Below are 13,621 nucleotides of genomic sequence, written 5' to 3'. Positions count from 1 at the left end.
TTTTTAAATTTGGATTGATTTTATAATGCAAAAAATGCTTATAGCTTTTGAAGAATTACTAAAAATACTATTGCCTTATCAAAAACGATGCTAAGACCTTTTAGCCTAAGGTTAGACATGTTAATCTTAATGTGTTGATTCAAACTAGAAAAAGCAGTTAAAACCTTCTGTACAAAAATGACACTGTTTTTTCTGGGTTCCAAATGATTTCTTCTATTTTAAAGGGTGAGGATCTCAGGATCAAGCCGCGGGACGTAGGAAAAGGAGGAGTGGAACTAATACGAAAAGGGAAGATTTATATGGTGGAATTAGCGAATAAAATCATCAGGATAAGTTCCATGAATAAGTTATATCAGTATTTCTCGCTTCTTCGTGTTTCGCACTGGAGTAAAGCAGTTTTTGTTATGCTCGGTTTTTTTTATACTCCAGTTCCAGGGTACTTATTTCCATCATTAATCGCCGCATTTTCTTTCTGTCTTATTTCAAGCGCTGTGTATATTTATAATGACATTCAAGACAAAGTAGAAGATAGTTTGCATCCTTATAAGTGCAGCAGGCCAATTGCCAGTGAACAAATAGCCATATTTGATGCGATTGTCATTATGTTGTTATTGATGATTATCGGGTTAACCCTGGGGTGGCTCATTTCAAAAAAATTAGTGCTTATATTAACTTTGTATTTACTGATAAATCTTGCGTATAACCATCTTTTAAAGTTAATCCCGATATTCGATGTAGGCTGTATTGCTCTGGGATTTATGCTGAGAGTGCTCGCTGGAACGGTAGGAATTGATTTAGGTATATCGGCATGGTTGATTGTGGCTGCTACATTACTTAGTTTGTTTATCGCTTTAAATAAAAGACAGTTAGAAATGCAATTGGGGCTGAAAAATTCTACCCGAAAAGTTTTGCGAAGATATAAACCTGATTTCCTGCAAAAATTTATTATTGCTACTGGAATAGCCTGCTTTATCACCTACCTGTTTTACACTGTTTATGCAAGAGATGAATCGTTTTTTTTCCTTTTGACTTTGCCTTTTGCTGCGTTTGCTTTATGGCGTTTTGCTTGGCTCGCTAATCAGGAGAAACAGAACGATGATCCAGTCAATGTTTTTTTAAGTGACAGACTGTCTCGTATTAATCTTATGTGTTTTGCTGTTTTGACTTTTATGGCTTTGACTTGATGAATCCAAAATGGCGTTATCTTGGATATAGCGTAGTTACCCTTTTACTAGGATATTTGCTGATTTTGCAAATCTATGCTATCTGGCCTTTCACGATAGATGATATGTATATTTCTTTGCGCTATGCCAGAAATTGGGCTGCAGGAGATGGCTTATTGTGGAATCTGAATGAGAAGCCAGTTGAGGGCTATTCCAATTTTAGTTTTGTAGTATTGGGTGCCTTATCTATTCTTCTAAAGATTAATCCTGTACTTTCCTTAAAAATCGCAGGATTTGTTGGATTGGTTGCCACCTGTATTTTTGTTTTTTTTATCAGTAGATTTTGGTTTAGTAAACGTGAGTCTCTTATTCCCTGTATATGGCTTTTATTATACAAAGGCCAAATTATTTGGGCAGTAAGTGGTTTTGAAACGACTATTCATCAATCCCTCATCATTGGTTCTGTCTATTTTGCTTTTCGTGGACTGGGTTATCTTTTTTATCCTAATGCTCGAGGTGAGCAGAAAATAAGTGGTTTTGTCACCTCAGGGTTGTTACTTTCGTTAGCAGGAATGACCAGGCCTGAAGCGCCAGTATTCATGCTTCTTTTTTTTGTTTTAATCAGCTGGGATCAAAATAAATTATTGCTAAAGAAACATTGGAAAGGAGTAGTTTTTTTTGGTGCTACAATAGTCTTGGTATACTTACCCTATTTTTTTTGGCGTTGGCATTATTATGGATTATTGCTTCCTAACTCTGTCTATTGTAAAGGGTTTCATGGAACTCCTTATTTGTTGGATCTCAATTATCTAAAATTAATCTGGCCTTTTGCTATTCTGGCTTTACCTGCCTGCTTTTCCGGGAAAGATAAACGACATTATTTTTTATGGCTACCCAGCATCATGTACCTCTTAATGCTTTGGGATGCTGATCCTGTTGTCGCATTTGATAATCGGTTCTATATGCCAGCGTTTGCTCTTCTATTGCCTCTAACTTTGCAGGGAATAGAGCTCATATTATTACAATATTTCAAAAATAGAGATAATTTCTTTCTTTTGGCATTATATGTGAGTGCTTTTTTTGTGGCATTACTTTTTATACCTCGCATGTCGCTTGAAGAATATCGCTATTTTAGTCAGAATCCAGTACAAGGTGAGAAATTACGAAAAAGTGTTGTTCAGTGGCTAAATCATCATGTACAGAGAAAGGATAAAGTAGTCTTAGGGGATTCTGGTTTGATCCCATTTTTAAGTAATTTCAACTTTATTGACTCATATTGTTTAAATAATGCGTCAATGGCTCAATTTCCTGATGAAGAAAGGTATGAATTGTTTTGTCATCAGATTTTAGAAAAGAAGCCGCAGGTGGTTATTTTGACTTCTCTAATAGAGAAGGGGAAAGTAACCTATACCCCAAGCGATTTTTGTTTAAAACCATTACTTATTAATCATAAAGAATATCAATTGAAAAAAATATTTTCTACTAATAATGCTGACTCACAATATCGGTATGAATTGTTTGCTAATTTTTGATGCGTGCAAGTTCAACATAGTGTACCATCCTTCCTTTAATAAAGGATTAAAACTGTGGTTTTTATAATGCAAAAAATAATTATATTGTTCAAAAAAATCATTGCAAAACTACCAGTAATTTTATTTGATGTGACTGCAATTCCGATTGCTTGGTATGCTGCTTTCTGGTTGCGATACAATATGCAACCCTATCCTAGTAATCTGACTTCTACCTCTTCTTTTATTGCATTGGGCTTATTATCTGTTGTTCAGATTAGTTGTTATTATTATTTTAAAATTTACAGGGGATTGTGGCGTTTTTCATCTCTTAATGATGTTATGAGAATATTAAAAGCTACGATCACTGCTATGGTGTTGGTAATTCCTGTTTTTTATTGGACTTCAATTCTCCAGTCCCTTCCCAGATCAGTATTTCCTTTATATTGCATTATTTTAGCGACTATTCTTTGCGGAGGTCGATTAATGATTCGTCTGCGTTGGGATAAACCCGGCAGAGGAAGTGGCTCTGAAGAAGCAAAAAGAGTGCTGATTGTTGGTGCAGGACAGGCTGGTGAAGGATTGGTGCGGGATTTGAGAAGAAGCAGCCTTTACCAGCCTATAGGATTTATTGACGACAATATTAGTAAGCGAGGATTGGAAGTCCATGGGATACGTGTATTGGGAACTACCAAGCAAATTGCAGAGTTAGTTAATGAATACCTAGTAGATTTGATTTTTATAGCTATCCCTTCTGCTAGATCAGCGACTATGCGAAGAATTGTAACCCTTTGTGAACAGTGCCATGTTCCTTTTAGTACATTGCCTAGCATTTCAGCTTTGGCTGCGGGTCGAGTAGAAGTTAATGCCTTAAGGCCAGTGAATATAGAGGATTTGTTAGGAAGAGATCAGGTAACTCTTGAATGGGAAAAAATTGCTCGTTCTATTTCGGGAAGGCGTGTCTTGATTACAGGCGGAGGAGGTTCTATTGGTTCTGAATTATGTCGCCAAGTGATGGCTCTGGAGCCCGCAAGCATTGCAATAATAGAGAATAGTGAGTTCAATCTGTACCGAATTGAACAGGAATTACTGAAAAATTTCCCCGGCATTCCTGTTGAATTGGGTTTAATTAGTATCACCGATGAAGTAGCAATTAATCATTTATTTCGTCGCTTTCAACCTGAAGTGGTATTTCATGCTGCTGCGTATAAACATGTCCCCATGCTGCAGGATCAAGTACGGGTTGCTGTATTGAATAATGTTATAGGTACTCAGATTATTGCCAGGGCTAGCCTAGCCTGTAATGCAGAGAAATTCATTTTAATTTCCACCGATAAGGCAGTGAATCCAACCAATATTATGGGAACTACCAAACGAGTAGCTGAAATCTATTGTCAGAATCTGAACACCCGAGTCAATACGCAGTTTATAACGGTTCGTTTTGGTAATGTGCTTGGTTCTGCTGGAAGCGTGGTGCCTTTATTTCAAAAACAGTTGCAAGAGGGTGGTCCGCTAACAGTCACACACCCGGATATGCAACGATATTTTATGACCATACCTGAAGCATGTCAGTTGATCTTGCAAGCGATGGTCAATGGTGAAGGTGGTGAAATTTTTGTTCTGGATATGGGTGAACCATTAAAATCAGTTACTTGGCAGAGCAAATGATCCGCTTGGCAGGTAAAGAACCCGGTAAAGATATCCTGATCGAATACACAGGTTACGGCCTGGTGAAAAAATGTATGAAGAATTATTTCATGAAAGTGAACAATTGACGTCAACTCAACATGAAAAATTATTCAAAGCAAAATTCCGAGAGTTAGATTGGAATGATTTAACCCAAACCATGCGCATGATACAGACAGCTTGTGTGGAACATCAGGACGATGAGTTGTTAGTTTTATTAAAAAGTCTGGTACCTGAGTTTCAATTGGAACCTTTGATTGAGGCCTAATCAGGATTATGTTATGACGATTACTTATGATGAATTTGAAAAAGTAGATTTACGTTCTGGAACTGTAGTGAAAGTCGAAGAATTCCCACGTGCAAAAAAACCTTCCTATAAAGTTTGGGTTGATTTTGGTGAGGAAATAGGCGTTCTGCAAACGTCTGCCCAAGTAACAGTACATTATACTCCTGAGTCTCTACTAGGGCGATCAGTGGTAGGATGTGTGAATTTAGGTGAACGCAATATTGCGGGCTTCATTTCGCAATTTTTACTGGTTGGATTTTCTGATGCTAATGGGGCTATCAGCTTGGTAACAACAGACCCCCACGTGCCTAATGGCCAAAAACTGCATTAGAGGCATCGTTAATCGATATTTTAGGTTTTCCCGCATATTGATCCCAAACTGACAATAGCGCTTTAAGCTGTGTGATCCACGAGACATTTCACTTTAGTCGACTGCGGTTTTTTCTGTGGCAATCATGTCCTAAGCCACAATAAGTGCTAATGAGACGCGAGCTAGCTGATAACCGGTCAATCGTTGATGCTCTCATTACTAATAATTCTTGATATACAGCAGGATCTAATTGCCCAGATTTATATATCTTAAGCAGGTTGTCTAGTAAAGATCTATAAGGCAATACGTTCCTTTCTTTAATTTCTTTCTTTGTTTGATATTTATTATTCCATTATGAACTATAATTATACATATCATTCACAGACAAAGGAACCGAGATGGCTAAGAATATCAAAATAGATTTTTCCAAGTTAGATGAACAGAATAAAATTCACATGAGAGAGTACCAAGAGAAATTGATAAAAGAACTTGGTGATATCGTTGATGTAATAAAACGCTACAACCCTGATAGCAAGATTTCGAAAGATAAGGTGACAGATCCAGGTACTTGGACTATGCAACATGTTGTTCCTTCTACGGGTCGAAGTTCCCCTAATATTGCACTAAAAGTGCCAGGTAAAGCAAACGAGGTTTCTACCGGAATCAGACAGAGCTTAAAAATCGAAGGAAATGAAAATTTATTTTCCTATTTAAAGCACCAGTTGGATGAAGCGATAGATAAAGCTCCAAAAGAGGAAAAAGAAAAACTGAAGGGTTTGAAGGAATATGTAGATTTACTTAATTTACAAGTCATTTCAAAGATTGCTGAGATGGGTGCTATTGATAATTTAGATAAGTTCAAACGCCACTTCCATGAAATTTATAAAAACGATAACTCTTCGCGGCAAGATCTGCAAGCACAACGTATATGTCAAGAAATTGATTTGTGTATAACGCAGTTAGGAAAGTGCCTGGAAAAATACTCTCTGGATTTCTTGAGTAATGGTGGTACGTTAGATAACCACACCACCGCTGATGCTGGCAGGCTGAGAAAGGAAGTTAAAAGTTTATATAAAGAGATTGTCGCATCAGTTAAAGAACTGGATAAAAGTGGTTACTTGATACGTGGCGAGAACGGTAAGTATATTCCCAAAATCCTCAATGAATTGAAGGCAGTAGAAGGTTGTTTTCAACATAAAAATAACCTCAGCTTCGATCTCCCTACCGCCGGGCAAACAAAATCACAAATGGCTCGTAAATTAACAACACTAGGGTTAGGTATAACAAGTCTCACATGCGGTGTGCTGGCTACAGGTTGTGCTGTCGCAAGCTTTATAAATCCAACTGGACCCGTAGCTACAGGTCCTGCAGCGCTTGCACTGGGAGGAACCGCAGTAGTGACTGGTGCTGCTGCTTCTGGAACGACAATTATTAATGGTGCTTATAATTATTTGATGTATCGTGTTCCTTTTTCTACGGATGAAAAAATAACTATTGGATTAACAGGGGCATCGTTCCTCGTCGCAGGAGCAGGGGTTGCATCGAATCTCACATCCGCTCTACCCGTTTTGGTGGCAACAGTTCAACAGACAAATGACACAGCAAAAACAGTAATCTCTGCGGGAATGATAGGGAAAGGGGTATCAGAAGGTCTTTCTAAAAAGAACCTGCAGAAAGAAATCGACCGCCATACAGAGGACCCCCAAAGTAACCCAAGTCCTTCTCGTAATACACCGTAAAAAGAACATGAGTAAAATGAAGTCGTACGTAGGAAGGGAGAGAGAAGAAAGTCTCCCTTCCGCGCACTCCAGAGCTATTATCTTCTCATCAAATGGAAAAGAAAAATTTCCTCCCAATAGGCATTAAATTATAATTCCTGAAGTCATAAAACATTCAGTATTACCAATTTATCTTAGGTAACTGATCAGGATTTTGATTAGAGTCTTTTTCTATATCTCCCTGAGCAGGGCACTGGAAAAACACTCCAGTATTAGCATATATCCATTTTGACCATTGATTTAAGCTGTCAATTGCCTTCTTATGCTCTTGAGGGTTTCTTATTGAGTCACCCCATGTTTTAGCTCTTGCCCAGTACTGTATTCGGGTTGGAATGTCTTTTATAGAGCGAAGACAATTAGAGTGAGCCATGTTCTGAATTTCTTTCTCGGATAAATCGCTATATTGAGTTGAATAACAGCTTAAAAAATACTCATATTCACTTTTATTAATTTGTAAAAGAATCTTTTCAAGATAAACACGATAAGTTGCTAAATCTTTTTCAGAAGGACGTTTCTTAAATTGGGCGAAAAAACTATTAAAATTGTCAATAAAATAGGAAATTGCTTCGTCTGTTGCAGTCATCCCCTCTAAGACTGGCTTCCTTCGCATTTGGGAGAAGTCCATTTCTAAGATATTATCCAAGTATGTAAAATTGGTCATAAAATTTTTCCTAAATGATGAGAGGTTAAACTCAAATTCGTCCTCTAACCATAAACAATAAATTGATGGCGATTATTATATAGGATTTTGTTGGGAAATTTAAAATCTGTAAGTAATCAATTTGAACTAGTCTTGAAAATAATGCACGCATTTAAAGAGTTAATTTTTTTACAAATTAGATTCAAAATAAATAATTGTGTGCTAAAATGGATCACCAAGCGATCTGCAAGAATAGATTGAATTAGATTTAAGCAATATATGATAGGTTAATATGAGTTTTCCCAAATATTATGTGACTTACTGTGTGATGGGGGCTGAAGCAGGAGCAAATCCATTTGGACATGGTCATTTAATTTTTTCTTCTCAAAAAGATGAGCAATCACCCATTGGAGTGATCGATAGCATTGGTTACTATAGTCAACCAAGCACTACCACTAACCCAATTATAAAAATTGTAAAACAATTTTTAGGTTTGAACGTTGATTTACAGGGTGGTCATGGTGTTTTAAAGCATGAGGTGATGCATGAACTGGATGGAAATGGGCTCCACGGTATTAGTTTTGAGGTCACTCAGGAGCAATTTATTGCTATAAAGAATGATTATGAAAAAACACTGAAAACTCAACAAGAAGTAATTGAAGAACTTAATCGTGAACTGACAAATAAAGGTATAGAACCTAGTGGTCATACTCGTTATATCGCTGAAAAAGCAAAAGCGGCAGCGGATAGAAAGGAGCCTCGGTTAAAACCTTTTCACATCACTATGGATCTGACATGGAAAGGTTTGGATAGTAGTCAATCTTATACTTGCAAAGATTATTCCCTGGATCTATTACAGCGCCATAAAATTATAACGGATAAAATTAAGGATCAATTTACGTATAGTAAGGCGACAAAAGCATTTCCTATTTTCTCTGGAATTTCACTGCCTCCAATTCGCTTAATAAGCACCGGAGATCCTGAAAAAGTAGTGTCAAAAAGAACGGCTAAAGTTTTTTATAATCACACATGGGAAAAGAATTCTTTATTTTGGGCGTCGCCAATTCAAACGATGGAAAACAATCTACTAAGAGATAAGTTTGATGAAACACTAAATTATTCTACTTTGAAAAATATCTTAAACCGAAAGCGTCGAACAGAATATTTTTTACGCGAAAAAATACGAGAAATTCAAGAAGGAAAAGAACAGAATAAACAATATCTTCATTATTTGCATATACAATTGAAACGCGTACAAAACCTGGCACTCCTTTTTAATAATAGTCGTGAGAATCAAAATGCCAAGCTACTTGATCAACGGTTATTAAGATCTAATCAGGTTCTTCAGGAAGCCTCTTTAGCAATTCACATAGATAAAATAAATTATTCTTTTATTATGAGAGCTTTCGAAAGTGTTAGTTTTAATCAAGCTATATTAGGCATGATACTTATGATAGCTTCGGTAGCAGTGATTGCTGCAGTTCCAGTAGTAGGCGTTGGGTTATTGGCTGCCAGCTCACTATTGACAGCTTATCAATTACATGGGTTTTACAAAGAAGAAATTAAGTTTGACGAGATGAGAGAAAGCTTTTATAACTTCTCACTCAAGAACCAGACAAGAGAGTTGGGACAACCATATGTTATGGCAATATAGCTCTCACTTTGTAGCTCTCCTTATAGCGAATTTCGAAAAAGTTACGTAGGATATTTATCTATATTCCTAGGTTCTCCGATCGTTTGAGAAAGTTTACTGGTTATGCCATCAATTTTAGAGTGGATTTGATTAACAAAGGCTGTATTACTTTCTCCTGAGTTTTCCTTCATAAGTTCATGGGTTTTGATAAGATCTTTCAGGAAAGTATCTATTTCTTCTTTTTGAGTACTCACATTGAGTTTATTAATAATTTCAGACAGTGCTGAGGCTTTACGGAATAATAATTTGAAAAAAATTGCCTGATTATTGAGATTATTTTCCATACAAATTTTAATTCCTTCATCAGCTAAATTAACGCATTTCATGTATTCTTTTAATTTTAAACAGGCTTGGCAGGCATTGGCATGCAAAGTAATAAAATCCATTGTGGGTATTGTATCCAAGGCCTTATGCAAATGAGTTGCAGTAAGATAGCATTCTAAAGCACCATCATAATTGGGCTTATTAAAAAGCTCATTACCTAATAGTTTTAACTCGCTTGCAATGGCAGTCATATCATCTTGTTCTTCAACTATCTTAGATGCAGCACAGAGAATTTTCCTCGCTTGCTCAAGTGAAGTAGTATTAATGTTATCTTGTCTTTGGCGATAAAATTGATTAATGAGAGAACCATGGTAATTCATGTACTGAGCCACATTAACATAATAATTTTCAAATGAAAATTCTAGACCTTTACTATTGGAGGAGGCTGTATTTAAGAAAAAATCAGCACGTACTATCCCGCTTTCTATTCCAATTCCTTTACGGTAATCAGGTTCAATTTGACAATCTCCGCCTGGGAGGATAACAGGTAATTCTTTGCATTGATAAAATGGTTGCTCTACATAGTGAGGACATACCTGAAAATGGCCAAAAGAATTAATTGTAAAGTCGATCTCTCTGAAACCGTATTTTAACTGTAGCAGATCTTTAAGAAATTCAATTTGCACCTCCTTGTTAAGGTTTTTTAAATTATCTGGTACTTCATAATAAATAAAATAATTAAAGCCACCATCCTCCTTTTTAGCAGAACGGATATCAACATCTGGGAATGAAAAATTAGGCCAGCCGTATTTTTGTCGTAATTTACATAATTGTTTAGCTTGTACTAAAGGGCTTATCTCTTCAGGGGCGCGAAGTTTCATTGCCTCTTCAGTTTTTAATGACAGGTAGCAAGAAAAATGATTGGTATGCGGGTTTTTGCCCAAAGGCTTTATTTTAAAAATTGCTGTTTCTAATAAGCGATTAGTTTCCTTTAGAACCACGCGATTACTACCAGAACAATCAATAATCATATCACACTTGAGTTTATGAGGCTCTTCATCAATATCTTTATAGGTCAAAGAGTCATGGTCTAACTGAGAAAAGGTTCCTTTTTTAAATATTACTCCTTTCTCTTCACAATATTCATATAATGCTTTCTCAAATTCTCTGATATACATGGCCTCGCTAGGTATATCTTTTCCAGAAGGCATCTTAATGGAGAGCATGGAGCTTATTGATTTTATTGCCTCATTGGATACGATTCTTTCGCGACGGTAATCTCCTGATCTTGGGTCAATCACTACAATATTGATAGGAGCTGCTAATTCTTTTTTAATTTGTGCAAGCCTTGCAGCCCAATATAAACCTACTGGACCTCCCCCAATAATGATGAAATCTTTCATAGGATAACCTCATATGGAAAATACCTTGTTATAATTATAATGGACTAAAATTAACCAATTATTAAGAAATTCGTAACTCCTCAGGTTCAATAGGTGTCCTCTTTTTTTATTCCCCAATGCTGTACCATTCTTGCAGCGACTTCAACCATCTCAGGATCTAAATGTTTTAACCAAAGCAATAAATCATAATTCTCTGGATAGGATATTAATCGTTGTTTAATTTCTTGGACATCCATGCAAGTGTATAGTGTCTCCAAAAGAAATTCTTGAAATGCCATTAATTGATCATTTTTGGAATCCATGACTCACCTGCGTATTAAAGATTTTAAAGTCATAAAATCCTCACGAAATTGGGCTGCTTCATAATGATTGGATAATGTGTTGCCCAATCGTTCAAAAATAAGAGAATCTATTTGAGAAAAACGAGATAAATTCTTTTCAAGCAACAAGAATAAATCTTGTGGGATAGCAGCGTCATGGCTATCACAATATATATTCCGATTATTCTGCTCAATAGAGCGGAAAGAGCCTCCCGAAATATGCATTTCTTTTGCTCTATCTAAAGGTAAAGAATCTAATATTTCATCTAAAGACATATCGAAGTTTATCATATGGCAATATATGTTATGGATATCTAAAAGCAAAAAGCCATCAACTGCTTCAAGTAAAGCGGTAAGAAATTTACCTTGCTCAATAACATCTTGTTTACAAAAAGCAAACCCCAAATTTTCTAGACCGATAGGAATTTTTGCAATTTGTTTAATCTGTTGTAAATTTTTTATGCCAACCTCCAGCATTTCAGGTATAAAAGGCATTGAAAGAGGAGGCCCTTGAATGAATGTGTTAGTTGATAAGAAACCAAAATGCTCCGATATTCTTTGATAATTCAATTGGTTGACTTCATTTTGTAAATACTGTAGCCACAACTCCTGACGTTTCGTACGTTTTGCTGTAAGTATTGAGAAGCTTACTCCATGACCTAACAAACAACCTTGAGAAGAATACTTCGTTAATAAATCCAGACATGGTTGAGGAATTTTTCTTCCCCAACACATATCAAAACTCCATTCTATGATATCAACATCTCCCGATTCAAATAATGGACGCGAAGCATCCATGTAATCTTGCTCTGGCATAAGAGACAGGCCGAGTTTTGGTAAATCCATAGAGTAAGAATTTTATAAATAGGAATTAGCGGTTCGCTGGTCTGAATGACATCATTCCACATCCTGGGCAACTCATTGTTTCGTGTTGAGAGTTTTCATTTGCTGAGCCAAGGGTGGTATTTTGAGCAGGATTCGCAGTGATAGTTGTCTTTTCTTCTTTTTTGAAGAGCGGAGGAAATGACATCATACCACATGCTTCACAACTATTCATTTGTACAGATTTGTCATTATGCTTTTTCATAGAACTACTCCTAATTTTAGTTGTCTATTCAACTGCTTTTGACCTACATGCTTCGACAGGCGTAATGCTAATGAATTCGTTTCAGTTAGTCAATTATATATTTATATTTTTCAATGACTTGCTGTAATTTACAACATAACGTTGGTTTGATGGCTGTTTCAAAGGAGCTTGATTTAAAGAAAACGGTTTCATTTGATAATTATTCTCTATAGTCTAAAATTACTTAAGACTCCCAATTTATATGGTTAATTTTTCTGCTGTCCTCAGAATTTTAATGGAATAAAAGAACAATTTAAGGAGAAAACTATGGCTAATCTTGCGAACCCAATGAAAGAGCATCACACAACATGGCTATTAGTTCTTGATTCAACTACTTGCCGTTTCTATGAATATACTAAAAACAAGATATCATTAATCAATGAAATACAACATCCTGAGAATAAATTAAAGGATATAGAAATTACCTCTGATAAACCGGGACGCTATAAATCAACGTCACCAGCCCATGGAACTTATTCCCAAGAATCTGATCCAAAAGAAATACAAATTGAAAATTTTTCTAAAGAAATTGCCAAGATTCTTGAGCATGATAATGCTGTTCATGCTTATGAAAAACTCATCTTGGTTGCGCCGCCACATATGAATGGTCTTTTACAAAAGCACATCAATAAACAAGTCAAACAATCAATCGCACATAATATAGACAAGGATTTGATCCATTTCTCTGAGTCTCAGTTATTAGATTATTTAAAAGAGGAATTAAAAATCCATTAAGCTTAAATATAACCCCTTATAGTTATAAAAAGGCACACAAGGTATTTGACATCTTGAAGGAAATCTTTTTTCACTATCTTTCTTATCTATTTGACAAACCAGAAAATTCTAAATAATGTAAGTCGTCGCGGTATCACTTTAAGGGGGATAAAATTATGAAAGTGCTCTATACAACCACTGCCAAAGCTAATGGTGGACGAAACGGTCATGTGGAAACTACCGATGGGTTACTAAAGCTGGCTTTGGCAATACCCAAAGAATTGGGGGGACAAGGTGGAGCTACTAATCCAGAGCAATTATTTGCTTCGGGCTATGCTGCTTGTTTTGAGAACGCCATTCGTCATGTGGCCAGAACGCAAAAAATTCCCTTGAAGGATGCCACCATGACTTCTGATGTCTCTTTATATGCTACTCCAGAGCAGAGTTTTAAATTGGGGGTCGCATTACATGCCCATATCACTGGTTTAAATCAGAACGACGCTGAAGCATTGGTAGCCAAAGCTCATGAAGTTTGTCCTTATTCCAATGCAGTGCGGGGTAATATTGAGGTGAAATTGAGCGTTAGTACTCAGTAAAAGGCTTTCTGCGCGGAATCTAGTGCTTATTTCGATATAAGATCGTATGGGTGCCGTGCATAAAGCACGGCAAGTGGGTAAAAATGAAATAATTTGCATTCAAAAAAATTAGATGCGTTTAGTTTGTACTAGCC

At 36.3% G+C, this 13,621-nt stretch carries 12 protein-coding genes and 1 pseudogene; 8 read left to right on the top strand and 5 right to left on the bottom strand.

Annotation, left to right across the window (positions count from 1 at the left end; all coding sequences use genetic code 11):
• The first annotated feature begins 299 nt into the window (after positions 1-299).
• From OK13_RS12070 to OK13_RS12050, 5 genes and pseudogenes are all read left to right on the top strand, one after another.
• Positions 300-1,184, top strand: coding sequence for a decaprenyl-phosphate phosphoribosyltransferase (locus tag OK13_RS12070; RefSeq protein ID WP_035891116.1), 885 nt, complete (start codon positions 300-302; stop codon positions 1,182-1,184).
• Positions 1,184-2,695, top strand: a complete 1,512-nt coding sequence (locus tag OK13_RS12065) for a hypothetical protein (protein ID WP_035891110.1) — start codon at positions 1,184-1,186, stop codon at positions 2,693-2,695. Before OK13_RS12070 ends, OK13_RS12065 begins: the two co-directional genes overlap by 1 nt.
• A gap of 54 nt (positions 2,696-2,749) precedes the next feature.
• Positions 2,750-4,625: pseudogene (locus OK13_RS12060) on the top strand (polysaccharide biosynthesis protein).
• A 13-nt stretch (positions 4,626-4,638) separates the two neighbouring features.
• Positions 4,639-4,974 carry a tRNA-binding protein gene (locus OK13_RS12055; RefSeq protein WP_035891108.1) on the top strand — a complete coding sequence of 112 codons (336 nt, stop codon included), beginning with the start codon at positions 4,639-4,641 and terminating at the stop codon, positions 4,972-4,974.
• Between the two features lie 377 nt (positions 4,975-5,351).
• Positions 5,352-6,692: a hypothetical protein gene (locus tag OK13_RS12050; protein WP_035891105.1), complete on the top strand. Its 1,341-nt coding sequence runs from the start codon at positions 5,352-5,354 to the stop codon at positions 6,690-6,692.
• Positions 6,693-6,852: 160 nt separating this feature from the next.
• Here the strand turns inward: OK13_RS12050 and OK13_RS12045 are convergent, their stop codons facing one another.
• Positions 6,853-7,392, bottom strand: a complete 540-nt coding sequence (locus OK13_RS12045) for a hypothetical protein (protein WP_035891103.1) — start codon at positions 7,390-7,392, stop codon at positions 6,853-6,855.
• Between the two features lie 271 nt (positions 7,393-7,663).
• Between OK13_RS12045 and OK13_RS12040 the strand changes: the two genes are divergently transcribed.
• A complete protein-coding gene (locus OK13_RS12040) occupies positions 7,664-9,025 on the top strand; it encodes a hypothetical protein (RefSeq protein ID WP_152571695.1) in 1,362 nt (453 codons plus the stop codon).
• Positions 9,026-9,066: 41 nt separating this feature from the next.
• On the opposite strand, the gene OK13_RS12035 is transcribed toward OK13_RS12040, so the two are convergent.
• The 4 genes from OK13_RS12035 to OK13_RS12020 all read right to left on the bottom strand — a co-directional run bounded on the left by OK13_RS12035 (position 9,067) and on the right by OK13_RS12020 (position 12,138).
• Complete coding sequence (locus OK13_RS12035) at positions 9,067-10,731, bottom strand: NAD(P)/FAD-dependent oxidoreductase (protein WP_052117678.1); 1,665 nt, start codon at positions 10,729-10,731, stop codon at positions 9,067-9,069.
• Between the two features lie 86 nt (positions 10,732-10,817).
• Positions 10,818-11,033: a hypothetical protein gene (locus tag OK13_RS12030; RefSeq protein ID WP_035891099.1), complete on the bottom strand. Its 216-nt coding sequence runs from the start codon at positions 11,031-11,033 to the stop codon at positions 10,818-10,820.
• 3 nt (positions 11,034-11,036) lie between these two features.
• Positions 11,037-11,897: a multinuclear nonheme iron-dependent oxidase gene (locus OK13_RS12025; protein WP_081964927.1), complete on the bottom strand. Its 861-nt coding sequence runs from the start codon at positions 11,895-11,897 to the stop codon at positions 11,037-11,039.
• A 25-nt stretch (positions 11,898-11,922) separates the two neighbouring features.
• Positions 11,923-12,138, bottom strand: a complete 216-nt coding sequence (locus OK13_RS12020; RefSeq protein ID WP_035891096.1) for a hypothetical protein — start codon at positions 12,136-12,138, stop codon at positions 11,923-11,925.
• A 306-nt stretch (positions 12,139-12,444) separates the two neighbouring features.
• Here OK13_RS12020 and OK13_RS12015 point away from each other — a divergent pair, with 306 nt between their 5' ends.
• A complete protein-coding gene (locus tag OK13_RS12015) occupies positions 12,445-12,912 on the top strand; it encodes a host attachment protein (RefSeq protein ID WP_241480559.1) in 468 nt (155 codons plus the stop codon).
• 155 nt (positions 12,913-13,067) lie between these two features.
• Positions 13,068-13,487 carry an organic hydroperoxide resistance protein gene (locus OK13_RS12010; RefSeq protein WP_035891094.1) on the top strand — a complete coding sequence of 140 codons (420 nt, stop codon included), beginning with the start codon at positions 13,068-13,070 and terminating at the stop codon, positions 13,485-13,487.
• The last annotated feature ends 134 nt before the right edge of the window (positions 13,488-13,621 follow it).

This window comes from Legionella norrlandica (assembly GCF_000770585.1).
In the GTDB taxonomy this organism is placed as follows: Bacteria; Pseudomonadota; Gammaproteobacteria; order Legionellales; family Legionellaceae; genus Legionella; species Legionella norrlandica.
This window is presented reverse-complemented; position numbering and strand designations above follow the sequence as displayed.

What these genes read in the sequence shown, in the direction of transcription:
- OK13_RS12070 (WP_035891116.1), top strand. Translation starts at nt 300, where the DNA reads ATGGTGGAATTAGCGAATAAAATCATCAGGATAAGTTCCATGAATAAG.
- OK13_RS12065 (WP_035891110.1), top strand. Translation starts at nt 1,184, where the DNA reads ATGAATCCAAAATGGCGTTATCTTGGATATAGCGTAGTTACCCTTTTA.
- OK13_RS12055 (WP_035891108.1), top strand. Translation starts at nt 4,639, where the DNA reads ATGACGATTACTTATGATGAATTTGAAAAAGTAGATTTACGTTCTGGA.
- OK13_RS12050 (WP_035891105.1), top strand. Translation starts at nt 5,352, where the DNA reads ATGGCTAAGAATATCAAAATAGATTTTTCCAAGTTAGATGAACAGAAT.
- OK13_RS12045 (WP_035891103.1), bottom strand. Translation starts at nt 7,392, where the DNA reads ATGACCAATTTTACATACTTGGATAATATCTTAGAAATGGACTTCTCC.
- OK13_RS12040 (WP_152571695.1), top strand. Translation starts at nt 7,664, where the DNA reads ATGAGTTTTCCCAAATATTATGTGACTTACTGTGTGATGGGGGCTGAA.
- OK13_RS12035 (WP_052117678.1), bottom strand. Translation starts at nt 10,731, where the DNA reads ATGAAAGATTTCATCATTATTGGGGGAGGTCCAGTAGGTTTATATTGG.
- OK13_RS12030 (WP_035891099.1), bottom strand. Translation starts at nt 11,033, where the DNA reads ATGGATTCCAAAAATGATCAATTAATGGCATTTCAAGAATTTCTTTTG.
- OK13_RS12025 (WP_081964927.1), bottom strand. Translation starts at nt 11,897, where the DNA reads ATGGATTTACCAAAACTCGGCCTGTCTCTTATGCCAGAGCAAGATTAC.
- OK13_RS12020 (WP_035891096.1), bottom strand. Translation starts at nt 12,138, where the DNA reads ATGAAAAAGCATAATGACAAATCTGTACAAATGAATAGTTGTGAAGCA.
- OK13_RS12015 (WP_241480559.1), top strand. Translation starts at nt 12,445, where the DNA reads ATGGCTAATCTTGCGAACCCAATGAAAGAGCATCACACAACATGGCTA.
- OK13_RS12010 (WP_035891094.1), top strand. Translation starts at nt 13,068, where the DNA reads ATGAAAGTGCTCTATACAACCACTGCCAAAGCTAATGGTGGACGAAAC.